The sequence below is a fragment of the Pseudomonas sp. PvP025 genome, assembly GCF_017832155.1.
Lineage (GTDB): Bacteria > Pseudomonadota > Gammaproteobacteria > Pseudomonadales > Pseudomonadaceae > Aquipseudomonas.
In genome coordinates this window covers 1467070-1490995 of sequence record NZ_JAFIBJ010000001.1, presented here as the reverse complement: position 1 = coordinate 1490995, position 23926 = coordinate 1467070, and the positions used below count along the sequence as shown (strand labels likewise).

The window sequence follows — 23926 nt, the reverse complement described above, 5'->3', positions numbered from 1 at the left end:
GGTCGATTTCACTGTGTAATGTCGGAGGACTGAAGGGTGGCGCCATGGTTTTCACCGCCGAGAAACTCAACGGAGTACGCGCCGGCGGGGGCCTGGAACGTGTAGCTGTTGTCCTTGCCGACAGTGCCTTCAAGCAACAGCTTGTTGCTCGTGTCCTGAACATGGATTTTTCGACCCACAGCGGAACTGCCGTCGGTATAGCCCGCTTCACACTTCACCCAGTCGTCGTGCTCGATATAGCAGTCGAAAACCGGGCCATGGGCCAGGGCGGCCTGGCAGGACAGCAGTGCACTGGTCAGCAGGATCGGGTGGGCAAACATTTGCGCTTTCATAAGGTTCAGCCTCTAGGGTCGAGATGAATCACTGCGGGACCGCTGCTTGAATGGCAGCCGCAGGGGGACTGGCCGGCGCAAAAGCCGCCAGCAGGGCGTCCAGGTTGGAACTCAACAGCGCCTCGTAGCTGTTGGCCTTGTTGGCGAGCATGCCCGGATTGCCGATATCCAGGATCAGCAGGCGTGCGCCGCCGTCCTCGATGGCTCGTACAATCCTGGCGTCAGGCGCCCATTTGTGGACCACCACGCGGATATCACGCTCGCGAAGGTAGCGGGTCAGGGCGGCGCGGTCGGCGTCAGTCCAGTCGATGTCCTGGCGTACGAACCAACCGTCTACATACACGCCGAACTCGCCGAGCAGGTAGACCGGCTCGCTGGCCAGCGACAGGACGCGCAGGTCCGGCACTTTCAGCAGGCTGTCACCGTAGTCGGCCTTCAGTTGGCGGATGCGGCCGTCGAGCGCGGCGAGGTTGCGCGCGATCCGTGGCGCGTCGTCCGGGGACAGCCGCGCCAGGTCAGCTGCAATCAGCGCCGACATGCGCATGGCATTCACGGGCCCCAGCCAGGCGTAGGGCGACGGGGGGCCTTCGGCGTTGCGAACGTCAGCCCAGGGCACATCATTGGCGGGCACACGGGTGGTGGCCACACCGGGCTTGAGGTTGTCCCATGAATGCGAAGCATCGATTTCGACGATCCGCAGAGTGTGGCGCCGCGCCGTCGCATACAGCGGATCAGCGCGCCACAGGCTGCGCAGGGCGACCACGGCGACGGCCGTCTGGAACACGCTGGGGTCCAGGCACGACAGCGCGTTGGCCTGGCTTTCCATGGGGACGGCGGCGTCCAGCGGAACACGTACGACCTCGAGGTGTGTGCCTTCGCCGAGTGCCGAAGTGAGTGCATACACCGCCGGCAGGGCGACCAGCACTTTTTGTTGGCTGACGTCCGCGAAGGCTGACGGCGCGCTGCCCAGCAGCCATGCCAGCAGCACCAGCCAGGGGCGAATGGATGGGTTGAACCGTGTCATACGCTGGCCCCTCTGAACTGCGGCGCGGTGCCGCGGATGATGGTTGTGAACGCAAACACCAGGGCCGCGACGATCACGATGGCGCCGCCCGTGGGCACGGGAATATGGAACTGCATCGGTGCCAGAATGCCAACCACGCAGGAAAAGGTCGCAATCAGCACGGCCCATGTGACCAGGCCAGGCAATGAATGGCTGATGTTGCGGGCGGCTGCTGCCGGTATCAGCAGCAGGGCCTCGACCAGGACGGCACCGATGATCTTCAGGCAGGCGACCGTTACCAGGGTGACCAGCACCACGAACAGGTACTCGACGCTGCGCACCTTTACGCCGCGCGCATGGGCCAGGCTTGGATTGAGGCTGGAGAGCAACATGCCGTTGTAGAGGGGCAGGCCGATCAGCGTGCAAATCAGTGTCACGCCCAGCAGTACGTTCATGTCGGTGTGGTCGACGGCCAGGATCGAGCCGAACAACACACCCTCCATCACATGCGTGTTGATTTTCGCTGACACGAACAGCAGCAATGAGGCACCGACCGCCAGCGAGATGGAGAGGAATACGCCGATCAGCGTGTCATTGGCCAGGGTGGTGCGGTGTTGGGTGTACTTGAGCGTCAGGGCGAACAGCAGGCAGAAGCCGAACATCGAAAAGTAGGGCGAGGTATACGACTCGCCGATCAGCACGCCAATGGCCACGCCGGTCATCGCCGCATTGCCCACGGACTGGCTGAAGAACGCCATCCGTTTGATCATCACCATCGAGCCCAACACCCCCAGCAACGGACCGATCAGCACTGAGCACATCAACGCATTGATCACAAACTCGTATTCGAAGGGTTGCGGCAACACGTGACTCGCGGCGAGCGCCTGGAGGTGGTCGCGAATGAAGTCATACAAGGCATTCATCGAATGACCTCCAGTCGGCTGTCGATCTGCTCGGCGGGGCCGTGAAACAGCACCCGTTGGTTGATAACGGTCACGGACTGCGCGATACGCTTGACCTGTTCGAGGTCGTGGTTGATCCACAGGATGGTCACCCCACGGTTGTTCAGTTCAGTCACCAGTGCCTCCACCAGGCGCACACCGGCCTCGTCGATCCCTGCGGTCGGTTCATCGAGGATCAGCAGCCACGGCATCGGGCTGATCGCCTGGGCCAGCAGCACGCGCTGACGCTGGCCGCCGGACAAGCTGCCAAAAGGCTTGTTACCCATCCCCGCCATGCCGGTACGTTCCAGGGCCTGGGCATTGGCTGCCCTGGCGGCGCGGCTTGCGCCCAGGAAGGCGGGCCGGCGCTGACCCAACAGGGCCATGAGATCGTTGACCGTCATCGGTACATTGCGGTCGAAGTCCGGCAATTGGGGGACATACCCCAGGGGCGCGATGAGTTCACCTTCGAATCGGATCGTCCCCGAGTGCGGCATCTGGCCCAGCAGCGCACGCACCAGCGAGGTCTTGCCGCCGCCGTTGGGGCCTACCAGGCAGTGCAAGGCGCCGGCCTCGATGCGCAGGTTCACCTGATCGAGCACCTGCGTGCCGCCCAGTCGCAGGGAGACGTTGTCGAACACAATGGCGGGGCCGCGCATTGCGTATTCCTCCTTCAGCGCGTTCATTGCTGGGTGTACTCAACGGCTTGCGCCAGGGTTTCGAGGTTTTCGCGCATCGCCACCTCGAACTCGTCCGCGCTGTAGGTATCACCGGTGATATGGGACAGGGCGAACACCTTCACGCCGGTGGCGGCTTCGATGGGTTTGGCCAGGTCGAGGGAGAAGTTCTTCTCGGCGAACAGCACCTTGACGTTGGCTTTCTTGATCGCCTCGATGGTGTTGGCCAATTGGCGTGCCGTCGGCGCGACGCCGTGGCGCGGCTCGATCACGGCGCTTACGAACAGGCCGAACTCCTGCATCATGTAGTCGTAGCCAGCATGAGTCGTCGCGCAGCGGAACCTGGACAGGTCCAGTGCGGCGAAGCGCGTCATGAAGCCTGCGCGCAGCTCGCGGATACGGCCGGCATACGCCAGCGCATTTTTTCGATACGCCGCAGCGTTGTCCGGGTCCAATTCACCGAGCCGGCGAGCGATCTCGAACACCTGTTGTATCGCCGCCGTGGTGGAGACAAAAGTGTGCGGGTTGACCACCTTCACGCCTTCCTGGTCGCCGCCGATGGGAATCAGCGCCACCGTCGCATTGGCCTGGATAATCGGCAGCGTTTGCGTGCGGCCGGCGGCCTTGATGATCTGGAAGGCCCATTCATCGTGGCCGATGCCGTTGACCACCAGCACATCGATATTCATTGCGCGGGTGATGTCATCGGGCTGCGGCTGGTAATTGTGCGGGTTGGCCTCTGCCGGGATGAGCGCAATGACTTGCGCCCGATCACCCACGATATTGGCCACGAAGCTGTAATAGGGATGCAGGGTGATACCGATTCTGAGTGGCTTCGCCGAGGCCAAGGCCGGGGCGGCGAGCGCGATGGCGGGTATCAGCACCCACAGCGCGATGCAACGGCGCCACAAGGCGCGGTGTTTCGTGGCAACAGTCATGGCTGGGTTCCTTTTACGCGTTCGATTTCGCTGGCGCCGTCGTACGGGATGACTTGGCGCCAACCCTCGCCGACCAGGGATTCGGGTTTGACGATGGCGGGGTAGGGCGCGTTTGGGTCGCGGTGCACCCAGATCGTCGCCTGGTTGGCCCACATCACACCGGCATGGGCATGCCCGATGATCAGCAGGTAGGCGCTCTGGCCGGGCGCGTGGCCGGCTGAGCCGTAGTAGACCGTCGCGCCCTGGCCCAGGGTGGCTTTGGATATCTCGCTGACGGTCTGGTCTGCCGCCGTGGCATCGTCGTCGCCGCCCTTATGGGCCAGGTGGGTGCCGGGCAGAATCAATTGCCAGTGCACTTCACCATTAGCCTTCCAGAAGGCATCCCGGTAGAAGGGCGGCAGCAACAATTCCTGGGCACGCTCCAGGGTGATCCAGCCGCCGGTATCGTTGTTGTTCCAGATGATTTCTTCACCGGCCGGTAGCAATGCGCTGTGGATGGCCTGATCGACCGCGCCCAGGCCATCGAAGGAACGTACCTGCCAGCTCAACGGGGTGGGCGGGCCAACGCGTTCGGGGCGCAGCAGCACGTAGCCTGCCACGCTGGCGATGACGGCCAGGGTCGCCAGCCCCAGGGCCAGCGACTCCCAGCCGCTGGAACGTGGGCGCACCCGCGTGATTGCAGCGGCTGGACGCGCCATCAGAGAAATGCAATCCAGCGGCCGAGGAACACCACGCCCGCCCACAACAGCAACGAGCTGAAGCCGGCGACCCGCGCCTGACGGGGAGGCGGCAGTTGGGTGTCCCATTCGGCGATTCGGCGAAAGGCCCCCAGGTGGAACACCGCCATGTTGATGCCTGCCAGCATCAACAGGCCCATTTTGAAAAGGAACGCGGTGTTTTGCACATAGGTCGTGCCATTGGCGCAGAACATCAGTAGGCCGGTGATCACACAGGTCACGAACGCGACCCAGGTGTAGGGCAGTAAATCCTGGATCAGCTTGAGCGCGCCGCGCCGGTGGGCGGTCACGCCAAGCAGGCGTAAATCCACCACGGCGATGGTGCCGTAGACGATGGCAATGCCGATCACATGCACCGATTCGAGCATCGGAAAAGCCGAGCCTGACTCGCGGATGAACGTCGCGACAGGGGTGTCCTGGACAGCTTGCAGCAGGGGTTGAATATCCATGGCGAATACCTGAGAGCTTTCGTTGAAAACGCTTAGATCGTGTAGGCGATCCAGCGACCGCAAATGATCACGACGCACCACAAACCGATCGACAGCCACGCAAGTGCCTTGACCGGACGCGATGCGTCGTCGCTGCCTGCATGGCCGGCGGGGCGCATCAGCGGGCGGCGCAGCAACCAGGTCATGCTGAACGCCGTCACCACCAGGGCCATCTTCAGCCAGAACGTCGAGTTGACGAGCACCCGGTCGGGCTCGGCGATGATCATCACCAGCCCGGTACACAGCAGCACGATCAGCGCATTGCGCATCCACGGGTAGTAACGGCGTACGACGCCGCGCAAGGGCTCATCGCTGGCGAACACGCCCGCCAGGCGAAGGTCGGAAATCAGTGCCGAGCCGAAGAGCACGGTGATGGCGATGATATGAATGCTCTGCACGGTGGGGATCACCCACAGAATGTCGCGGATCGCAGTGCTCAACGGTGACGCGTAGATCCAGGCAATGATGAGTGAAGATGACATCGGCTTTTCTTCCGCAGTGGGTTAGAAATCTTGAGGGGTTGCGATCGGACGCAGGCCCGCCGCATCCTCCGGCAGCAAATAGCCTTCCTTGATCGAAACGGCTTTGGCGTCTTCGAATTTCTGTGCGTAGCGGTTGAAGTTTCCATAACGCTGGCCGAGCACTTCCTTCGAGTAAGGCACCTTGGTGTCGTAGATCAATCCGCAGCCGGTCTCTTGATCGGTGAGGTAGGTGGCGCTGGGCACCTGGATCCACGGCGGGCGCACGCCGCCTTGCAGGTTGCCGGTGGCGGGCGCACGGGCAGCGGCCTTGCCGTCACGGACCACCCGAGGTGCGTTGGGCATCGGTTTGCCGTCACGTACCCATTGGTCCATGCCATCGAGCAGCGCCGAGACCACCCCTTCAACCGGTTCGTCATACAGCGTCCGGCATCGCGGGTCGTCGCCCTTGCCGATGTCGGCAGCGAGCTGTTCGGTGTGCTCCGTACCCAGGTCGGCCAGGCGCAGATGGGGCATGCCAGTGACTTCGTAGTAGCGCAGTTGCGGCGTGTCAGTGTCCGGGGGCAGGGGGATGCCTTCGATCACGTCGTGCATCAGTTCGGACTGGCTGAACACCGTCACGAACGGCACGCCTTCGGGCATCTGGCGGGGCACTCTGAGCACGTCGCCGCCCACTTCTCCGTAGGCCATGCGGCCGGTCATGTAGGCGTCGATCAGCGGCGTTTCGTCGGGCATGCGCCACTGCTGGTGACGACCCTGGTCGAGATAGTCCATCCAGACCTGTGCGGTGACGGCCCAGCTATTCACATAGACGCGCTGCACGTCGAGGCCGGCCAGCGGGCTTTGTGCTCCCTTGGTTTTAAGCAGCAACGCCAGCTGCGCGCCGATGCCCTGGGATTGGGGTGCAAACGGATCGGGCGCTTCGCCACGTGTGAAGTGTGCCGGGTCGTAGTAGGTGCCCAGCGGCGCGTAGCGTGCAAAGTCGAAGCGGCGCATGAACTCGAAGTTCACGATCCGCCCGTACTGGGCGATCTGTTCGGCTTCGGCCGCCGGCGTGTCGGAGATGAACTTGGGGTCCACCGCCGGTTTGTTTACATTCAGCGTGTACCCGACATACGCGTAGCCGCGCCGCAGCAGATAGTCGCGGGTCAGGATCCAGCCCGCGCCGCGCTCGCCAAACCAACTGAACGGCTCGATCACCACCGTGCCATTGAAACGCGCCGGGTCCGCTGGTTTGCGCACCAGAATGCGCGTGGTGTAAGGCGCTTCCAGCAGGGTTTTGCCGGCGGCGGTAATGGCCGGAGCGACGCCTTGCAGGTAGTACTCCTGCTCGACGTAGCCGTAGTGATTGAGGTCGCTGTATTCGGTGCCCGGGCGTGTCGCCGACGACAGCGGTGCTTTGTCGGAAGGCGGCACCGCGATAGCCGTGGGCATGCGCGGCACGTCGGCGAAGGTGTTCGACGCGACAAGCAGCGACAACACAACGCTGATGCCGATAGGGGTCAGGCGTTCCATTCGTAGCGCTCCAGAGGGGGGGATGGGCGGATTCACTCAAGGCTCAGAGATGCCTTGCCCTCGCTGTCGATCACGATCTGGTTGTTCTCGCACACGTACTCTTGAATGGCGTAGTTGGAGCGCTTGTACTCGAACGTAAAGCGATAGGGGGTGTTGAGTACCTGCGGGTCTTCGATCAGGACCTGGTTTTCCAGGTGATCCGGCCCGCGCAGCCGGATGCGTTCGGTGATCTTCATCGCCGACCCGTGGGGGACGTCGTAGAAGCGTACGTCCGTGCGCACCCGTTGCGTCTCGACCACCAGCGTGTCGCCCTCCCAGTGTCCGCGCGAGTGGCCCTGGTACAGCGGGTCGAGAGTATCTGTCGGCGGCATGGGCTGGTTCAAAAGAATCCGCCGCACCTGCTGGAGATACTCGCCGAGGATGATCACCTGCTTGTCGTCGCGAATGATCTGGATCGGGAAGAGCGCTGCCATCATGGTCGGCATGCCCTCGGGCAGGCACTTGGAGCTGGTGGTGGCGATCGGCGTTCCGGCGGCGTTGGCCACGGCTTCTTTCTTTTTGAGCTCAACGTATTCGGCGGCGTAGGGTGCCTTGAGATCCATTGGACCGCCGGGGTGTACCGGGTCGTCCGGGTTCTCGCCGAACCAGTCGTCCGGGGTTCTTTCCCAGGTGCCGCTGATGTCGGGCCGTGTGGCCACGCTGTGCTTGTCGGTTTGCGGTTTTGACGCTGTCGCGGCGCTGCTCATCCCGGCGACAGTCACGAGGACCATTCCCAGGAAGAGCATGGCTGTGCTGCAGGTTCGTGCTGGTTTCATTGAAGTGTCTCCGCGTTGCTGGTTTGCCCAGTTCTATTGTTGTCGCAATCGGGAGGTGTCGCGTTTAGCCGCCGCCCGAGAGCACCACGTCACCCATCTTGATCTCCACCAGCAGCCCGCCCGGCTCACCGTTTTTCAGCGGTTTGAAGGACACCTCGGCGGTTTCGCCAGCCTTGACCGAATTGGCTGTCCAGCCCGTGCGTTGCAGCGCGTTGACGCTGCCGGTCTCGATCTTGAAACGCTGGGCCGGTGGGCCGGGAACGTCGACATAGATCGTGATGTGCGGGTTGGTCCAGGCGAAGCGCTCGACCACACCTTTGATCGTGAGCGTCTGGGTCTGGTCGAACAGCGCAAAGGAATGGTGGGCACTGGCAACAGGCGCTAATGCACTGCAGGCGATGAGGGTCAAAAGGCAAAGCCCCTGACGAAACAGCGGGGAGGGTGACAAAAGGGTCATGACGGGTGCCTCGGGTTTTTATGGTTCTTATGGGCCCAGCATAGGGCGCTCACACTCAGAAGCCTTAGCCCAAAACGGCAACCAATGAAGGCACTGAGGCGTTTTTGCGCGGGAGGGGACCGCTCGACGACGGATGGGCGATCTTGCCCCTTGTACATGCTGATTTGGGTTACCGCATTGCCGAGCCAAGCCGGAACACTCCTGTTTCGCCTCACAACAATAAAAACAGGAGAGACGTTATGCGCATTCCCCCCTACGCGCCGTTACTGTCGCTGGTTGCACTCTGTGCAGTCGGCTCGCAGGCACACGCTTACGCGCTGTACAACGAAGACAACGGAGCAACCGTTTTGAATGCCGACCTGGGCGCTGCATTTGGCTGGTTTGGCAGTACCCATAACTACCTGGGCGATCCGCAGAAAAAATCCGGCGGCATGCATTGGCAGGAGGGTTACGTCAAATACGGCCTGAATGGCTCCACGGATAAGCTGGTTGCCGGCTCGGTCTATGGCGGCTTCAGCCTGCTCAGCAGCGGGTCGTGGGGTGACGGAGACATGGGGGCGACGACGGCGGGCGATGAGCGACGAACCGCTGTGGAAGACGCGTTCCTCGGCTGGAAATCAGGTGACCTGCTACCCGCCCTGGGCAAGGATGGCGTGGATTTCTCTTTCGGGCGCCAGATTGTCACGGTGGATGGTTTTCTGATCACCGACGATGGCTTCGACGCGGGTAACGCGTTCAGCCCCATCGAGGGCGTGCGTGATGGCCGGTTCAACCGGGGGGGCGCCTTTTACCTGGGCCAACGCCTGGCGTTTGGCAACACGGCGGTGCTGAAACTGGGTGGCAAGGAAGGGCTGCACGGCAGCGTGATATGGTTGAAATCCGACAACGCCGGGCAGTCCAAGACCGAACTGGCAGTGGGCACTATCGACTACACCACCCCCATCGGTTCGATCGGTACGACCTACGTGCATGGCCTGGATGTGGACGAGAAATACGCCTTCGCCGATCGGCTTGAGCGCAAGGGCATGAACGTCTACAGCATCCGAGGGCAGGGCAATGCCGGGATCGAAAACGCCGATTTTGCGTTTGAGGTGGCCCGCCAGGAAAAACGGTCGGGCTCACAGCGAGCGATGTTCTTCGACGCGGGTTACACCTTCGTCGATACCCCATGGCAACCGACTGTCAGCTATCGTTATTCGCGCTACTCCGAAGGCTGGGACTTCCTGTTCCAGGGCGGTTATCGCAAACGGCTCCAGGGGGAAATAGGGCTTAATTACGCGGGTTCCGTGACCTCGAACATGCAGATCAACGACATACTCCTGTCGGTTAAACCGACCGAGAAATTGACCCTTAACGCGATGGCGTTCGACTACCACCAGCTTTCCCGCCGTCATGAGCTGGATTTCGCTGCGCAGGAGCTCGATCTGTTTGTGGATTGGGCCGTCACGGATAACATCACGCTTTCGCCGCTGGTGGGCTTCTACAAACCGCAGAAGTGGCTGGGCAACGGCGGCCGGCAGAGCGGCGACGCATCAACCAACACGTACATGCAGTTCATTGTGTGGGCGACGTTCTGATTCGTTATTGAGGTCTGTCGCGGCCCCGGGCAGGCGGTGACGGCATCAATCAATCGATTGCTGCAACAAAGGCAGGTGGACGTATCGCACAGATCGGCAATCTCACTCGCCCGCCGCGTGGGCACGTCCTTCAAAATTGGGGCTGAGGCCTAGCTCGCCCGCCATGCCAGGCTATGCTCGACGACCCAGCTGGCGGGTTTGATCACGCCCTGCGGACCGAACACCAGCGGTCGCTGCGCCAGTGGTCCCATCGAAGGGGTAGCACCGGTGCGGTGCGCGGTATCCCATACACCCCAGGTCAAAACGGCGGATACCGTGCCCGTGCCGAGCACGAGGTCCAGGTATCGCTTGTAGGTGCCGGCCACGATGGCGTCGCGTTGATTCGCGTCGCCCGTCACGTGGCTGTCGTCGACGTCGAGTTCGGTGATGTAGATGCTGAGGCCCAGGTCATGCACTTGCCGCAGGAACGCGGCGAGCCCGGGGCCGAAGCCATGCGGGTCCGCGGCGCGCAAATGGGACTGAATGCCCAGCGCATGCACCGGCACGCCGCGCTGCTTCAGGGTTCGCAGGAGGGCAAGCACGGCGGCGCGCTTGCGCGTGCCAGCGGGGGAGTCGCTTTCCAGTCCGTATTCGTTGTAGCAGAGCGCGGCGTCCGGATCGGCACGGTGCGCGGCCCCGTAGGCCAGGTCGATATAGTCGGGACCGAGCATCCGGTACCAAAAGGCGTCGCGCAGCCCGCCTGTCTGCCCGTCGTCAACTTGAATGGCCTCGTTGACGACATCCCAGGAGGCAATCCTGCCACGGTAGCGGCCGACCACCGCGGCAATGTGTTGCGTCAGTACCTCCTTCGCGTTGGCGGGTGTCACCGTGCGGGTGACCCAGTCGGGCAGGGCGCGGTGCCAGCACAGTGTGTGGCCGCGCATGCGCTGATGGTTCGCCTGCGCAAACGCGAGGATAAGGTCCACGGGGGCGAAGGTGTAGCGGTCCGGGGCGGGATGGACCTGGGCCCATTTCAACGCGTTTTCCGGCACCACGATGCCCGCTTGCCGGGCCACGACGTCCCGATACGACGGGTTGGTATCGAGCAGGGCGGGATCTACCGCGAAGCCGAACGACAGCCCGTGTTGCGCAGCGACTGCGCGTAAGGGCCGAAAGGTGTCGTCGGCAAGCGCGGGGCGAACACGCAAAAGCGGCGCGAGGACCATGGCCTGCAACGTCGTAGTGAGGAAGCGTCGGCGATTGAATGGCTTCATGCGTGGGCGCTCGGAGCGTGGGAGTCGTGAACTCCATTGGATATGGATAGGTGGAAGTGTACTGAAGGTGCCCATGACTTTTTGTTAAAAAATGGCTTTGTGGGGCTTTGTTACAGGCTGTCAGGGTCGCCGAAAAACATTTTGACTGGGCTCTAGCGCAGTGATTCAAGGTCGGCCGAGTTGAAAATTGCCCCAATTTTGCCCCCTGACGCACACGGTAAATGCGAAATCGCGGTCTACTATGCAGGGCTGGTTGGCGAACAATTTGTCTTCCAGTTCCGCGCGGGATTTTGCTGGGTATGAGGAGAACTCATATCCCCATGACTTTTAATGGTTACAGCCCCTCTGGCCCCCGATGTTAAAAAGTCGCAAACACAGCTCATCAATAACAAAAAGAGCGTTTGCATTCATGACTAAGCCCCTCTGCCGCGTCCTCGCCAGCCTCGTGTTGCGCTCTTCATACCCCGATGTTTGCCACGCGATCTTCAAGACCCGCGTGCGCTTCTGATCACCCAAAATAAATCCAAAAAGAGTAATGACTCATGAGAGAACTCGACCTGTACATCGGAGAAGGTTTTGAAGGACCAGGCGTGAACGCCGCGCACATCAACATTCTGATCGGCCCGCGTAACGGTCCGGCAGGGCAGGCGTTTGCCAACAGCCTGGCGTCGCCGAGCCAGGGGCATTGCCCGTTCATGGTGATCGCCCAGCCGAACATTCCGGTCAAGCCGATGACGCTTTACGTCAATAAAGCTGCGATCAGCAGCGACTTGCATGGCAACGCCACCTGGGGCGCGTCCCAGGCTGCGATCGCCAAGGCTGTTCTGGAAGCTTTGTTGGATGGCACTTTGCCGCCGGAAGCTGAAGATGAGTGGGCCATCGTCACCGCCAACTGGGTCAACCCGGCGTGTGATGACCTTGATGCGGTGTACCTGAACAACTACAACGCCTGCCGCACCGCGATCCGCGCCGCCCTGACCGGCAAACCGGAAACTGCGCAACTGGCGGATGTGGTCGCTCACATCAGCAACCCCTTCTACACCCCAAAAGCCTGAGGTCTGCGCCATGCAATACATTCGTTTGGGCAACTCCGGCCTGCAAGTCTCCCGCCTGTGCCTGGGCACCATGAACATGGGCACCCCGGACTGGAAACCGTGGATCTTCGATGAAAAGCAAAGCGAGCCGATCGTCGCCCATGCCCTCGACAACGGGGTGAACTTCATTGACCTGGCGGATTTCTATTCCGCTGGTGTCGGTGAGGAAGTGGTGGGGCGCATCGTCAAGCGTCTGGCTCGCCGCGAAGATCTGGTGATCACCACCAAGGTCGGCTACGGCACCCGCAACGGCATCAACGCCAGCGGTCATTCGCGCAAGCACATCATGGACAGCATCGACGCCTCGCTGAAGCGCTTGAACATGGATTACGTCGATGTGTTCATGCTGCATTACTTCGATGTGAATACCCCGGTCGAAGAAACCATGAGCGCCATGAATGACATCGTGCGTTCAGGCAAGGCCCGTTACATCGGCGTGTCGACCATGCTCACCGGGCAGCTGGCGAAGATCCTCATGGCTTGCGAACGCAACGGCTGGGTCAAGCCGATCAACATGCAGCTGCAACTGAACTGCGCCTACCGCGAAGAAGAGCGCGAGATGATTCCGTTCTGTCGTGATCAGGGTCTTGGCGTTTCGGTGTTCAGCCCGCTGGCTCGCGGCTTGTTGACCGGCGATGTGCAATCGACCCGCAACCAGACCGACTTCTTCACTCAGCAGATGTACAGCGACGAGGCCTCGTTCGAGATCGCTCATTCGGTACAGCGCGTGGCCCGCGCCCGTGGTGTCTCGAACGCGCAGATCGCTCAAGCCTGGGTTGCCAATCATCCGGGCGTCGATTGCATGCTGGTCGGCGCCGACACCACCGCGCAGTTCGACAGTGCCTTGGCAGCCTTGGAAACCAGGCTCGACGCCGAAGAACTGCATGAGTTGGAACGCAACTACACCCCGTGCGACGTGATCAACGATTACACCGCCGGCAAACGCATCCTGCGCTCGGCTCGCCCAGGGCTGGAACGCTTTACTCTGACCGAGGCTGTGGCATGAGCTCGCTGATTCGTAACGGAAATTTCATCGACGGCCAATGGTCGAGCGGCGGTGCGACCTATCCGGTGTTGAACCCGGCCAATGGCGAAGTGATCGCCGACGTGCAAAAGGCCGGCGCCGAAGAAACCAACCTCGCCATCGCCGCGGCGAACCGTGCTTTGCCAGCCTGGCGAAAATTGACTGCCAAAGAGCGCAGTCAGCGCCTCAAGCGCTGGGGCGAACTGATGCTGAGCAACCAGAAAGATCTGGCCACTTTGCTCAGTCGCGAACAGGGCAAACCGCTCGCCGAAGCTATGGGCGAAGTGGTCTATGCCGCAAGCTTTCTGGAATGGTTCGCCGAAGAAGCCAAGCGCGCTTACGGCGACGTAATCCCGAGCCATAAGGCTGATGCGCGAATCATTGTGATCAAGGAGGCCATAGGCGTGGTTGCAGCGATCACCCCTTGGAACTTCCCGCTGGCGATGGTCACGCGCAAGGTCGGTCCGGCGCTGGCGGCGGGTTGCACAATGATTCTCAAACCGTCGGAAGAGACGCCTTTGTCAGCCTTCGCCTTGGCGGTGTTGGCCGAGCAGGCGGGCATTCCGGCCGGGGTGTTCAACGTGGTTTCCGGTGACGCCGTGGCGATTGGCGGAGCACTGCAAGCTTCCGGCGTCGTGCGCAAACTTTCGTTCACTGGCTCTACCCGCACCGGCAAACTACTGATGCGCCAAGCGGCGGATACGCTGAAAAAAGTCTCGCTGGAACTGGGCGGCAACGCGCCGTTCATTGTGTTTGACGATGCTGATCTGGACGCCGCCGTGAAAGGCGCGATGGCCTCGAAATTCCGCAATACCGGGCAGACCTGCGTCTGCGTGAACCGTTTCTTCATCCAGGACGGTGTTTACGAAGCGTTCACCGGCAAACTCGCCGAAGCGGTCGCTGCGATGCGCGTCGGCAGTGCGCTGGACGGTGAAACCGAGCAAGGTCCGCTGATCAACGCAGCGGCGTTGGCCAAGGTTGAGTTGCACGTGAGTGACGCCTTGGAGAAGGGCGCCACGCTGTTGTGCGGCGGTCGTCGGCATGCGCTTGGCGGCACGTTCTACCAGCCGACCATTCTCACCGATGCCACCAGCGACATGCTGATCGCCCAGGACGAAACCTTCGGCCCCGTAGCCGCGTGCTTTCGCTTCAAGGACGAAGCCGACGTATTGCAACGGGCAAATGACACGCCCTATGGATTGTCGGCGTACTTCTACAGCCGCGACATCGGCCGCGTCTGGCGCATGGCCGAAGGCCTGGAAGCCGGCATGGTCGGGATCAACGAAGGCATCATCTCCACGGAAGTCGCGCCGTTTGGCGGCATCAAGGAATCGGGCCTGGGGCGCGAAGGCTCCAAGTACGGTCTGGAAGACTACCTGGAAATAAAATACCTGTTGATGGGCGGCCTCTAGCCCCGACCCTAATTCCTGTGGGAGCGAACAAGCCAGCTCCCACAGGTACAAGCGCCATCGGTTTCATTTCTCCGTCAATAACAACAATTGGAGACGAACATGTCCGCTCAATCGATAAAGATCGATGACCTGCCCATCGGGCGCTTTCATATCAAAATTGCCGGTCTCACTTTCGGCGCACATTTTACCGACGGCTACATCCTGGGCCTGATCGGTATTGCTTTCACGTTGCTCAGCCCGCAGATGCACCTCGATGCCTTCTGGCAAGGCCTGATCGGCGCTTCAGCACTGATTGGCCTGTTTCTTGGCAGCCTGTTCTTCGGCTGGATTTCCGATAAGGTCGGGCGGCAGAAAATCTTCCTGGTCAGTTTTGTCCTGATCACCGTTGCTTCGGTGATGCAGTTTTACGCTGAAACTGCGATGCAGCTATTCCTCTGCCGGGTGCTGATCGGCATTGGCCTGGGCGGCGACTTCAGCGTCGGCCACGCGATGCTCGCGGAGTTTTCGCCGAAAAAACACCGTGGCGTGTTGCTCGGCTCATTCAGCGTCATCTGGACTTTCGGCTACGTCGCCGCGACCTTCGTCGGCACCGCGATGCTCAGCCTCGGTGATGACGCCTGGCGCTGGATGCTGGCTTCATCGGCAATCCCGGCGGCGCTCATCCTGATCGCGCGAATCGGCACACCCGAGTCACCGCGCTGGCTGGTCAACCAGGGACGGATCGCCGAAGCACGGGCGATTGTCAAAAAACACCTGGGCGATAATGTCGAACTCGACGAAACCCGCTCCACCGAAACCCGTTCCGGCTACGCAGTGCTGTTCAGCCGCGAATACCGTAAGCGCACCGCGTTCAACTGCCTGTTCTTCGTCTGCATCGTCATGCCGTACTTCGCTATCTACACCTTCCTGCCGTCGATACTGCAGAAGATGGGCCTGGCGGAGGGCTTCGGCACCGAATTGATGCTCAACATGCTGCTGATCCTCGGCGCATTGATCGGCATCTGGTGCACAGTGAAGTTCTCGCGCCGAGGCTTCCTGATCAATTCGTTCATCATCCTGGCGGTAGCCTTGTTCCTGCTGGCGGCATTGCCGGGCAGTGCGGCGTTCCTGATGGTGCTGGTGTTCGGCGTGTTCACGCTGGTGTTATCAGCAGTAAGCAACCTGGTAGGCGTGTTCCCGGCCGAGAGCTTTCCGACCGAAGTGCGGGCCAGCGGGATTGGCCTGGCAACGGCGGTGAGTCGCTTGGGCTCGGCGGTCAGCACGTTCCTGTTGCCGGTGAGTGTGGCGGGTATCGGCTTGAGCCCGACCATGGGCATCCTGGCGTCGATTCTCGCACTGGGCGCGATCATTTCCTGGGCCTGGGCACCGGAAACCAAGTCCCTGACACTGAGCCAGGCGTGCAAGGCGCAGGGTCCGATGGAGAGCGCGGCACCCGCTGCCACAAAGATCGCAGCGCCAATCTAAAACCCACCACACACCCAATGTGGGAGCGGGCTTGCTCGCTCCCACATTTGAAAATGTCGGTGTTTCAGGGGTTGCTGACCAATCCCAACCAATCCGTAAACAACTGCACTTTCGACAGCCCCCGTTTCTCATTCGCCACATCCAGCCAATACCCGTAAGGCCCGACCACTTCCACAGCAGTGATCGGCAACAGACTGCCACTCGCCAGTTCCTTTTCAATCATCTGTCTGTCAATCACCGCCAGCCCACCACCGGCCAGTGCCGTGTGGATCACCTGGTCCAGCGTGCTGAACTCCAGCCCTTGCGCGGCATCGACATCCTCGCGGCCCATTGCCGCCAACCAGTTCTCCCACACCTTCAAGCGTTTGCCGTCATGCAGGATGTGCAATAGCGCAAACTCCCGCAGATCCGGCGGCTGGCCATTGACGAACAACTCCGGGCTGGCCACTGCCATGTGCCGCTCCATCACCAGCAACTGACTGCTGCAATGGTTGGCCGCTTCGAGGCCGAAGCGGATGTGGCAGTCGATTTCCGCGAGGTTCTCGTAGCCGTTTTGGTGGGTCACGCTGAGGCTGATGTCCGGGTAGCGTTGACAGAATGCGCGCAAGTGCGCCGACAACCAGCGCGTGGCCCAGGTCGGTGGTGCGACGATACGCAGGCGTTGGCGCAGGTTGGGCACGCGCACTGCTTGGAGGGCGCGTTCGACGTGGTCGAAGGCATTGCTCAATTGGGGGGAGAGGGCGAGGCCTGTTTGCGTTAGCGACAGGCCTTGGGGCGTGCGGATAAACAGCGCCACGCCGAGATAATCTTCAAGCTGCTTGATCTGACGGCTGACCGCGCCTTGGGTGACGTTCAACCCCAAAGCCGCCTGGCTGAAACTGCGATGCCGCGCGACTTCTTCAAAGACGCGCAGCATGTTGAGCGAGGGCAGTTGACGCATTAAAGGGTGACTCCATACCCGCCTTCGACGCTGTAGTGCGTGGGCAGGTTTATTGTTTTTGGTGAATATTCTGTACGACGTATCTGACTCCTTTCTGAGAGGTTGATGCAAGTGGTGTTTGGGTAAAGTCTTCGCGAGCAAGCCCGCTCCCACAGGTTATGCGCTAAACCTGTGGGAGCGGGCTTGCTCGCGAAGAGGCCTTCCAGAAACGCCGGACAATCCGGATCAGAAGTAGTACCCAATGTTCATGTACAGCTGATTCTCCCACTGGTTACTCCCACCAGACGCCAGGCTTTGGGTGTAACTGCTGCCACCAATGTACGGGTCATTTTTGCCGTACAACCATTCCGTCGCGATCCACAGTTTGCTGAACGAAAACGAAGTGCCCAGGATCAACCGTTGCGAGGTCTTGAACGCGTCGGCGGATTTATCGAAGGCGCTGTAGTTGGCGTACAGCTTCACACCGCTTATCTGGTCGAACAGGTATTTGCCGGCGACGTCATAGCTCAGGTCGGCGACGTACAAATTGCCTCGACTGGCGACGTTGTAGGTGCCGTCGTACCCGCCGAGTGTGACCACTTCATCGCTGCCACGGTTGCGCGGCGACATCTGTTGCCGCGCCGCTTGCAGTTGCACGCCCCATGGGCCGTTCTTGCCGAGGTAATGCACGGCCACCGCGTTGCGGCGGCCATCGTTATCGGTGTCCTTGTTTTCCAGGGTCGAGGTCAGGCCCGAGATGCCAATTTCGGATTTCCACGCGCCGAGGTCCAGGGCTTTGGCCACGCGCAGCACCACGGTATTCCGCTCCTGGTTGTCGCTGCCGTCGCCCACGTAGCTGTCGGCCCCGGACACCACGCTGGAATACGTCACCCCTTTGCTCGTGCCCTTGCCTTGCCACGCCGGGCGCAGGTAATAGCCGGCCTGGATATTCCAGTCGCCACTTTGCTGGATGTACTTGGCGCCGACCTGTTGTACATCTTCCAGGCCGATGACGTTGCCCAGGGTTTCGTAAAAGGTGCTGCCGAAGTAAGGCTGCAACCCGAACGGCACGGTATTCAGCCCCACCTGCACCTGCTGGTCGGGATTGAACTTGTAGCCGACCCAGGCGAACTTGGCGAATTGGATATCGCCGTAGTTCTTGGTGTACTGGTAAGGATAGGAGCGCCCGTAGAAGCGGTACTGGGCCTCGCCGATCCAGGTGTCGGAGTTGTACTTGGCGCTGAGGAACACCGTGTCCAGGCCGAACTTCTGTATGTCCCGGTCCGGGTCATAGTCCCAGCGCGCCCGGATGGCGCCGCCGAGGTCAAGGTTGTCGGTGATCTGCACCGCCATGGCCGGGGCTGCGAAGGCGCCGAGCAGCGGAATGAGGGCGATGGAGCGGACCGCAATCTGGGTAGTTGTGCGCACAGTGATACTCCTGGTTTTTAGTTATCGTTGGCAACAGCAGCCCATGCAGCAGCGAACGCTGCTACCTGGGAAAAGGGTTGTTGACTCAGTTGGCTTGCGGTCGAATCAGCCTCAGCGTTGGTTCGATGGCAGACACCTGCGGGATCGCCGAAGCACCGGGTGCCGCCGCGAGCAGGGTCTGGGTGTAGGCGTTTTGCGGTCGCAACAACACCTGTTCGGCCGTGCCGTATTCCACCACTTCGCCCTGGCGCATCACCGCGATGTAGTCACTGATCTGCGCTGCCACGCGCAGGTCGTGAGTGATGAACAAGATGCTCAGGTTGAGGCGCTGTTGCAGCTCGGCGAGCAGCTCCAGCACCTGTTTTTGCACCGAGACATCCAGCGCCGAGACACTTTCATCCGCGATCAGCACTTCCGGGCGCATTGCCAAGGCCCGGGCAATGCCGATGCGTTGGCGCTGACCGCCGGAGAACTGTCGGGGCTTGCGCTTGAGGGCGTCACGCTTGAGCCCGACCTGTTCCAGCAGATCACCGGCCTCGGTCCACGCATCCTTGGCCGACAACCCGCGCAATTGCGCCGCGCGTGCGATGATGTCGCCGACCCGATGGCGTGGATTGAGCGAGCCGTACGGGTCTTGGAAAATCATCTGAATCCGCCGTCGATTGGCCGCCAGCGCAGAACCGCGCAACGCGAGGAAATCCGTATCACCGACCCAGACGTGGCCGCTGTCGCTTTCCACCAGCCGAATCGCCGCTTTCACCAAGGTACTTTTGCCCGAGCCGGACTCACCCACAATCGCCAGCGTCTTGCCCCGTGGCAGTTGCAGCGAGACATCCTTGAGCGCCGGGATCAACCTGCCGCCGACGTTGTAGGTTTTGGTCAGATGCTCGATGCGCAACGCAAGCTCACCGTCGGCGCACGGTGCGTGCAGCTCTGGGTGCAGGGCCGGAACAGCGGCAATCAACTTGCGCGTGTACGGGTGTCTTGGCGCATCCAGGACTTGATCGCGCTCACCGATTTCCACCAGCACACCGCCCTCCATCACCGCGATGCGGTCAGCGATTTCTGCCACCACGCCGAAGTCGTGCGTGATGAACAGGATGCCGTGTTGACCACGACCGCGCAGGTCGCGAACCAGTTTCAGCACTTGGGCTTGCGTGGTCACATCCAGCGCCGTCGTCGGCTCGTCGGCAATCAGCAAATCCGGGTTCATCGCCAGCGCCATGGCAATTACCACCCGTTGGCATTGGCCGCCCGAGAGTTGATGCGGGAAGCTGTTGGCAATCCGTGGCGGGTCGGGCAATTGAGTCGAGTCGAGCAGGGCGAGCATGCGTTCGCGGCGCTCCGTGGCGGGCATCTGCGGCGCGTGAATGTCGAAGATTTCCTCGACCTGCTGACCAATGCGAATCGCCGGATTCAGCGCCGCCATGGGCTCCTGGAAAATCATCGCAATGCGATTGCCGCGCAGCTTGCGCAGAGCATTTTCATCCATGCGGCAAATATCGTCGCCGAGGAAATCAATCACGCCTTCAGTGTGGCGCAGGCCTTTGGCGTAATCGCCCATGATTGCGGCCGAGAGCACCGATTTGCCGGAGCCGGACTCGCCGATCACGCAGAGAATTTCGCCCTTGCGTACATCCAGGCTGATGCCCTTGACCGCGTGGCTACGATCGGCGCCGGCGGGCAGTTCGATGGAGAGGTTTTCCACTCTCAATACTTGTTGATAACTCATGCTCAGCTCCTTGCGCCCTTCTGGGCGTGTTCGTCCAGACCATCCGCCAACAGGCTCAGGCCCAGCATCAGGGTGGAGATGGCAATGCACGGGAATATCACCAGGTGCGGGAAGGCGATGGCCATGCTGCGGCCTTCGTTGATCATGCCGCCCCAGTCCGGCGTCGGCGGTGGCAGGCCGAGGCCGAGGAAGCCAAGGGCGCCGATCATGATCGCGGTGTAGCCGATGCGCAGGCAGAAATCGACGATCAAAGGGCCACCGCAATTTGGCAGGATTTCCACCAGCATGATCCGCAGTGACCCTTCGCCCTGGGTGATGGCGCTGAGCACGTAGTCCCGGGAACGAATGTCGATGGTCAGCGCGCGCATGATCCGGAAGATCGCCGGGGCACTGGTGAAGGTCACCGCAATCAGAATGTTCAGCGCCGACGCGCCGAGGGCGATGATGATCACGATGTACAACACCAGCACTGGAAACGACAGCACGGTGTCGGCGACATAGGACAGCAGCGCATCGACCCAACCATTGAAGTAGCCGGCGCACAGGCCCATGGCGATGCCCACGGCGAATGCGGTCAGCGTCGCCAGAATCGACCAGAACAACACGGTCCGCGTGCCCCAGATCAGCCGCGAGAGAATGTCCCGGCCGATCATGTCGGTTCCGAGCAGAAAGTGCATCCCGTCGCCATCCGGGGTCATCGGCGTCAGCAGCGGGGTGAAGCTTTCCAGCGGGTCGTGGGGCGCCAGCCACGGCGCGAACAGCGCCATCAACGCCCAGCCGCCTACCAGCAGAAAACCAAGTAACGCAAGGGGATGTTTGAACGAATTGAGGAAATTCATTGGCCACCTCCGCCAAGACTGCGCAACGTTATGCGCGGGTTGAGCCAGGTATAGGCCAGGTCAGAGAAGATTTTGGTCGCGCCGACGACGATGCCGCTGATCATTGCGCAGGCTTCGATCAGGTAGACGTCATGGTTCAGTGACGCGGTGTAGAGCAGCGAGCCGAAGCCTTTGTAGGCGAAGAACACCTCGACCACGATCACGTTCGACAGCAGCCACGGGATGTACAACATGATTACGGTGATTGGCGCGATCAGCACGTTACGCAGCGCATGGCGCAACACGATGCGTGAGGTCGACGCGCCTTTGAGGCGGGCGGTGCGGATGTACGGCGCCTGCATCACTTCGACCATTGAGGCCCGCGTGATCCGCGCCAGATAGCCGATGCCGAACAGGCACAGCACCATCAGTGGCAGTGCCAGTTCCACCGGGTTGAAGCCGTCGCTCATGCTGCTCACGCCCGGCAGCCAGTTAAGCCAGAACACGAAGATCGCCGAGACAAACACCGCACTGGCGAAGTCTGGAATCGAGGTGGTGACGATCGACAGGAATGACACCAGCCGATCCACCGCCGAGCCTTGGCGAATCCCGGCCAGGATGCCGAGGGTCAACGCCACCGGCACCATGACTGCCAACGCCAATCCGGCGAGGATCAACGTTTGCCCGAGGTTCGGCAGCAGCAGATCAATCACCGGCTCGCGAAAATGCACGGAGGTGCCCCAGTCGCCGCTGAGGAAATCCTTCAGCCACACCAGGTAGCGCCAAACGAAAGGTTGGTTGTAACCGTGCTCCACCAGCCATGCGGCGCGTTGGTCCGCAGCGGAGTAGGGACCGAGGACGTTGATTGCGACGTCCTCAATGTTCAATTCCAGGGCCAGGAATACGATCACCGACACCGACAGCAACGTTGCCGCCAGCGCCAATAACTTGCGCAATAGAAATTCAGCCATGCTTGCACGCTCCGGCTAATCAAGGGATGGCGGCCCGCCGCAACTGAGTGGGCGGGCTGGTTCGGGGCGCTTGAATCAGGCGCTCAACCAGACTTGATCCATTGGGTAGAAGTCCGACGGGTGAACCTGAAAGCCCTGGACCTTCTTGCTCGCGGCGGTGAACTTGTCGCCCCAGAACGGCTGGACCATGACGCAGGCGTCTTGCAGGATCTGCTCGACGCTTTGCATGGCCACGGCCCTTTGCTTGGGGTCGATAATGCCCATGGCGTTATCCAGCGCAGCGTCGAACGCCGGGTCGCTGTAGTGGCTTTCATTCCAGGCTGCACCGCTGCGGTAGGCCAGTTCCAGCGACATCACACCAAGCGGGCGGTGTGCCCAGTAGGTGAGGCTGAACGCGGCCTTGTCCCAGATCGGCCAGTATTGCGTCGCTGGGATCACTTTGAGGTTGATGCGGATGCCGGCCTCGGCGCAGTTCTGCTGGAGGATCTGCGCGCAGTCCTGTTCGTAGCGGCCCTGGGTGTTGCCGACGATCAGGTCGATGTCGATGCCGTTCGGGTGGCCGGCGTCGGCGAGCAGTTTCTTCGCACCCGCCACGTCTCGCGCACGTTTGGGCAGCGGGAAATACTCCGGGTGGGACGGCGCGACATGATGGTCTTCGCCCAGGGTGCCCATGCCGCGATAGGCGATTTTCAGCATCTGCGCGTTGTCGGCGCAGAGCACCACGGCTTTGCGAATGCGCAGGTCGTCAAACGGTTTCTGGTCGCAGGCCATGCGCATGACGATGGTTTGTGCCGACTTGCAGGTGAGCAATTGCGCGCCCGGCAAGCGTTTCGCCAGATCCAGTTCGGCCACCGTTACCCGGTACAACACATCCACTTGCCCAGCCTGCAGCGCGGCGAGATGGGTGGAAATGTCGGTGCCCATGTCGACGTAGCGCAGCTCTTCGAGGTTCGCCGGTTTGCGCCAGTAATCGGCACGCTTGGCGAAGGTCGCCTGCTTGTTGACCGCGAACGAGACCAGTTTGAACGGCCCGGTGCCAAGCGGGTTTTTCGCCCAGTCGTCACCGGCCTTGAAGCTGCGGTGCACGATGGCGCAGGTGAAGGCATTGAGCATTTCCGGGATCGCCAGCATCGGCCGTTTGAGCACCAGGCGGAACTGGAAGTCACTGACTTTTTCGAAAGCTGTGATGTCCTGGAACGCGGTGCGGTTGACCGACTTGGAGTCGGCGGCAATCCAGCGTTCGATGTTGTGCTGCACGTCCTCGACGTTGAAGGTGCCGCCGTTGCTCCACTTCACGTCCTGGCGCAGGTTGAAGGTCCAGGTTTTCAGGTCGTCGGACGGGCTCCAGCTCTCGGCCAGGTACGGGTGAGTGATGTTGTCGGCATCGACCCAGGTCAGAAATTCGAGGCTGTTGCGCAGCAGGTTCGAGGCTTCGATCCAAGTAATCAGCATCGGGTCCTGGATTTCCTGGATGGCGCAGGCAAACCGCAGGCTGCCACCCTGGCGCGGCGTTACCGCGTCAGCGGCGTGGGCCGAATTACCGAGCAGCGCGGAACCGAGGAAGGTGCTGGCGCTGGCGGCGGTGATGCCCAGCAGCGCGGCGGTGCGCAGGAATTGGCGACGATTGATTGCGCCACTTTTGACTTGGGTGCACAGGTCGTTTACCGCTGGATGCGGCAAGGCGCCGTCCAGTGTCATTAAGTCTTTCATATGCCTCTCCGATAACGTGCAAAAGTGCGTTTTTCGACTGGCCGCAAATGGGGCGAGCGGCAGACGCGGTCGGTTCGATGAACCGACGCTGTCAGTGGCCGGCAGCGCGAAGGCGCAGGCGTGACAGGCGTGAAGCCGGCAG

The 23926-nt window shown here is 61.4% G+C and carries 23 protein-coding genes and 1 pseudogene; 6 read left to right on the top strand and 18 right to left on the bottom strand.

Going from position 1 to position 23926, the window contains the following annotated elements; translation table 11 throughout:
* Positions 1-8: 8 nt before the first annotated feature.
* The 11 genes from JOE32_RS06015 to JOE32_RS05965 all read right to left on the bottom strand — a co-directional run bounded on the left by JOE32_RS06015 (position 9) and on the right by JOE32_RS05965 (position 8334).
* On the bottom strand, positions 9-332 hold the full coding sequence (locus tag JOE32_RS06015) for a hypothetical protein (RefSeq protein WP_209982291.1): 324 nt from the start codon (positions 330-332) through the stop codon (positions 9-11).
* 28 nt (positions 333-360) lie between these two features.
* Positions 361-1356, bottom strand: a complete 996-nt coding sequence (locus tag JOE32_RS06010) for a zinc ABC transporter substrate-binding protein (RefSeq protein ID WP_245228987.1) — start codon at positions 1354-1356, stop codon at positions 361-363.
* Complete coding sequence (locus tag JOE32_RS06005) at positions 1353-2258, bottom strand: metal ABC transporter permease (protein WP_209982289.1); 906 nt, start codon at positions 2256-2258, stop codon at positions 1353-1355. The genes JOE32_RS06010 and JOE32_RS06005 overlap by 4 nt, the downstream gene beginning before the upstream one ends.
* Positions 2255-2935, bottom strand: a complete 681-nt coding sequence (locus JOE32_RS06000) for a metal ABC transporter ATP-binding protein (protein ID WP_245228984.1) — start codon at positions 2933-2935, stop codon at positions 2255-2257. Before JOE32_RS06000 ends, JOE32_RS06005 begins: the two co-directional genes overlap by 4 nt.
* 23 nt (positions 2936-2958) lie before the next feature.
* Positions 2959-3891: a zinc ABC transporter substrate-binding protein gene (locus JOE32_RS05995; RefSeq protein WP_209982285.1), complete on the bottom strand. Its 933-nt coding sequence runs from the start codon at positions 3889-3891 to the stop codon at positions 2959-2961.
* A complete protein-coding gene (locus JOE32_RS05990; protein WP_209982283.1) occupies positions 3888-4589 on the bottom strand; it encodes a hypothetical protein in 702 nt (233 codons plus the stop codon). The genes JOE32_RS05995 and JOE32_RS05990 overlap by 4 nt, the downstream gene beginning before the upstream one ends.
* Positions 4589-5077, bottom strand: coding sequence for a DUF6644 family protein (locus JOE32_RS05985; RefSeq protein WP_209982281.1), 489 nt, complete (start codon positions 5075-5077; stop codon positions 4589-4591). The genes JOE32_RS05990 and JOE32_RS05985 overlap by 1 nt, the downstream gene beginning before the upstream one ends.
* A gap of 32 nt (positions 5078-5109) precedes the next feature.
* Positions 5110-5598, bottom strand: a complete 489-nt coding sequence (locus tag JOE32_RS05980) for a DUF6644 family protein (protein ID WP_209982279.1) — start codon at positions 5596-5598, stop codon at positions 5110-5112.
* Between the two features lie 21 nt (positions 5599-5619).
* On the bottom strand, positions 5620-7110 hold the full coding sequence (locus JOE32_RS05975; protein ID WP_209982276.1) for an alpha/beta hydrolase domain-containing protein: 1491 nt from the start codon (positions 7108-7110) through the stop codon (positions 5620-5622).
* Positions 7111-7142: 32 nt separating this feature from the next.
* The gene (locus tag JOE32_RS05970) at positions 7143-7925 is read right to left on the bottom strand and encodes a hypothetical protein (RefSeq protein ID WP_209982274.1); all 783 of its coding nucleotides are present in this window, start codon (positions 7923-7925) and stop codon (positions 7143-7145) included.
* 64 nt (positions 7926-7989) lie between these two features.
* Entirely contained in the window at positions 7990-8334 is a 345-nt protein-coding gene (locus JOE32_RS05965; protein WP_231986813.1) for a DUF6152 family protein, read from the bottom strand.
* Positions 8335-8621: 287 nt separating this feature from the next.
* On the opposite strand from JOE32_RS05965, the gene JOE32_RS05960 reads away from it, so the two are divergent.
* A complete protein-coding gene (locus tag JOE32_RS05960) occupies positions 8622-9959 on the top strand; it encodes a hypothetical protein (RefSeq protein WP_209982272.1) in 1338 nt (445 codons plus the stop codon).
* Between the two features lie 29 nt (positions 9960-9988).
* Positions 9989-10066 (top strand): annotated as a pseudogene (locus JOE32_RS05955) (NAD(P)-dependent alcohol dehydrogenase); the annotation flags it as partial.
* Between the two features lie 42 nt (positions 10067-10108).
* Here the strand turns inward: JOE32_RS05955 and JOE32_RS05950 are convergent.
* Positions 10109-11212, bottom strand: a complete 1104-nt coding sequence (locus JOE32_RS05950; RefSeq protein ID WP_209982270.1) for an endo-1,4-beta-xylanase — start codon at positions 11210-11212, stop codon at positions 10109-10111.
* A 542-nt stretch (positions 11213-11754) separates the two neighbouring features.
* On the opposite strand from JOE32_RS05950, the gene fae reads away from it, so the two are divergent.
* From fae to JOE32_RS05930, 4 genes are all read left to right on the top strand, one after another.
* Complete coding sequence (fae, locus tag JOE32_RS05945) at positions 11755-12267, top strand: formaldehyde-activating enzyme (protein ID WP_209982268.1); 513 nt, start codon at positions 11755-11757, stop codon at positions 12265-12267.
* Positions 12268-12277: 10 nt separating this feature from the next.
* The gene (locus JOE32_RS05940; RefSeq protein ID WP_209982266.1) at positions 12278-13312 is read left to right on the top strand and encodes an aldo/keto reductase; all 1035 of its coding nucleotides are present in this window, start codon (positions 12278-12280) and stop codon (positions 13310-13312) included.
* Positions 13309-14742: an NAD-dependent succinate-semialdehyde dehydrogenase gene (locus tag JOE32_RS05935; RefSeq protein ID WP_209982264.1), complete on the top strand. Its 1434-nt coding sequence runs from the start codon at positions 13309-13311 to the stop codon at positions 14740-14742. Before JOE32_RS05940 ends, JOE32_RS05935 begins: the two co-directional genes overlap by 4 nt.
* Positions 14743-14841: 99 nt before the next feature.
* Positions 14842-16206: an MFS transporter gene (locus JOE32_RS05930; RefSeq protein ID WP_209982262.1), complete on the top strand. Its 1365-nt coding sequence runs from the start codon at positions 14842-14844 to the stop codon at positions 16204-16206.
* A gap of 64 nt (positions 16207-16270) precedes the next feature.
* On the opposite strand, the gene JOE32_RS05925 is transcribed toward JOE32_RS05930, so the two are convergent.
* The 6 genes from JOE32_RS05925 to JOE32_RS05900 form a co-directional block, all read right to left on the bottom strand.
* Entirely contained in the window at positions 16271-17146 is an 876-nt protein-coding gene (locus JOE32_RS05925; protein WP_209982260.1) for a LysR substrate-binding domain-containing protein, read from the bottom strand.
* Between the two features lie 225 nt (positions 17147-17371).
* Complete coding sequence (locus tag JOE32_RS05920) at positions 17372-18478, bottom strand: hypothetical protein (protein ID WP_245229211.1); 1107 nt, start codon at positions 18476-18478, stop codon at positions 17372-17374.
* Positions 18479-18638: 160 nt separating this feature from the next.
* Entirely contained in the window at positions 18639-20285 is a 1647-nt protein-coding gene (locus tag JOE32_RS05915) for an ABC transporter ATP-binding protein (protein WP_209982256.1), read from the bottom strand.
* A 2-nt stretch (positions 20286-20287) separates the two neighbouring features.
* Positions 20288-21124, bottom strand: a complete 837-nt coding sequence (locus JOE32_RS05910; RefSeq protein WP_209982254.1) for an ABC transporter permease — start codon at positions 21122-21124, stop codon at positions 20288-20290.
* The gene (locus JOE32_RS05905; RefSeq protein ID WP_054052764.1) at positions 21121-22074 is read right to left on the bottom strand and encodes an ABC transporter permease; all 954 of its coding nucleotides are present in this window, start codon (positions 22072-22074) and stop codon (positions 21121-21123) included. The genes JOE32_RS05910 and JOE32_RS05905 overlap by 4 nt, the downstream gene beginning before the upstream one ends.
* 75 nt (positions 22075-22149) lie before the next feature.
* On the bottom strand, positions 22150-23784 hold the full coding sequence (locus JOE32_RS05900; RefSeq protein ID WP_209982252.1) for an ABC transporter substrate-binding protein: 1635 nt from the start codon (positions 23782-23784) through the stop codon (positions 22150-22152).
* Positions 23785-23926 lie beyond the last annotated feature (142 nt).

What these genes read in the sequence shown, in the direction of transcription:
- JOE32_RS06015 (WP_209982291.1), bottom strand. Translation starts at nt 332, where the DNA reads ATGAAAGCGCAAATGTTTGCCCACCCGATCCTGCTGACCAGTGCACTG.
- JOE32_RS06010 (WP_245228987.1), bottom strand. Translation starts at nt 1,356, where the DNA reads ATGACACGGTTCAACCCATCCATTCGCCCCTGGCTGGTGCTGCTGGCA.
- JOE32_RS06005 (WP_209982289.1), bottom strand. Translation starts at nt 2,258, where the DNA reads ATGAATGCCTTGTATGACTTCATTCGCGACCACCTCCAGGCGCTCGCC.
- JOE32_RS06000 (WP_245228984.1), bottom strand. Translation starts at nt 2,935, where the DNA reads ATGCGCGGCCCCGCCATTGTGTTCGACAACGTCTCCCTGCGACTGGGC.
- JOE32_RS05995 (WP_209982285.1), bottom strand. Translation starts at nt 3,891, where the DNA reads ATGACTGTTGCCACGAAACACCGCGCCTTGTGGCGCCGTTGCATCGCG.
- JOE32_RS05990 (WP_209982283.1), bottom strand. Translation starts at nt 4,589, where the DNA reads ATGGCGCGTCCAGCCGCTGCAATCACGCGGGTGCGCCCACGTTCCAGC.
- JOE32_RS05985 (WP_209982281.1), bottom strand. Translation starts at nt 5,077, where the DNA reads ATGGATATTCAACCCCTGCTGCAAGCTGTCCAGGACACCCCTGTCGCG.
- JOE32_RS05980 (WP_209982279.1), bottom strand. Translation starts at nt 5,598, where the DNA reads ATGTCATCTTCACTCATCATTGCCTGGATCTACGCGTCACCGTTGAGC.
- JOE32_RS05975 (WP_209982276.1), bottom strand. Translation starts at nt 7,110, where the DNA reads ATGGAACGCCTGACCCCTATCGGCATCAGCGTTGTGTTGTCGCTGCTT.
- JOE32_RS05970 (WP_209982274.1), bottom strand. Translation starts at nt 7,925, where the DNA reads ATGAAACCAGCACGAACCTGCAGCACAGCCATGCTCTTCCTGGGAATG.
- JOE32_RS05960 (WP_209982272.1), top strand. Translation starts at nt 8,622, where the DNA reads ATGCGCATTCCCCCCTACGCGCCGTTACTGTCGCTGGTTGCACTCTGT.
- JOE32_RS05950 (WP_209982270.1), bottom strand. Translation starts at nt 11,212, where the DNA reads ATGAAGCCATTCAATCGCCGACGCTTCCTCACTACGACGTTGCAGGCC.
- fae (WP_209982268.1), top strand. Translation starts at nt 11,755, where the DNA reads ATGAGAGAACTCGACCTGTACATCGGAGAAGGTTTTGAAGGACCAGGC.
- JOE32_RS05940 (WP_209982266.1), top strand. Translation starts at nt 12,278, where the DNA reads ATGCAATACATTCGTTTGGGCAACTCCGGCCTGCAAGTCTCCCGCCTG.
- JOE32_RS05935 (WP_209982264.1), top strand. Translation starts at nt 13,309, where the DNA reads ATGAGCTCGCTGATTCGTAACGGAAATTTCATCGACGGCCAATGGTCG.
- JOE32_RS05930 (WP_209982262.1), top strand. Translation starts at nt 14,842, where the DNA reads ATGTCCGCTCAATCGATAAAGATCGATGACCTGCCCATCGGGCGCTTT.
- JOE32_RS05925 (WP_209982260.1), bottom strand. Translation starts at nt 17,146, where the DNA reads ATGCGTCAACTGCCCTCGCTCAACATGCTGCGCGTCTTTGAAGAAGTC.
- JOE32_RS05920 (WP_245229211.1), bottom strand. Translation starts at nt 18,478, where the DNA reads ATGGCGGTGCAGATCACCGACAACCTTGACCTCGGCGGCGCCATCCGG.
- JOE32_RS05915 (WP_209982256.1), bottom strand. Translation starts at nt 20,285, where the DNA reads ATGAGTTATCAACAAGTATTGAGAGTGGAAAACCTCTCCATCGAACTG.
- JOE32_RS05910 (WP_209982254.1), bottom strand. Translation starts at nt 21,124, where the DNA reads ATGAATTTCCTCAATTCGTTCAAACATCCCCTTGCGTTACTTGGTTTT.
- JOE32_RS05905 (WP_054052764.1), bottom strand. Translation starts at nt 22,074, where the DNA reads ATGGCTGAATTTCTATTGCGCAAGTTATTGGCGCTGGCGGCAACGTTG.
- JOE32_RS05900 (WP_209982252.1), bottom strand. Translation starts at nt 23,784, where the DNA reads ATGAAAGACTTAATGACACTGGACGGCGCCTTGCCGCATCCAGCGGTA.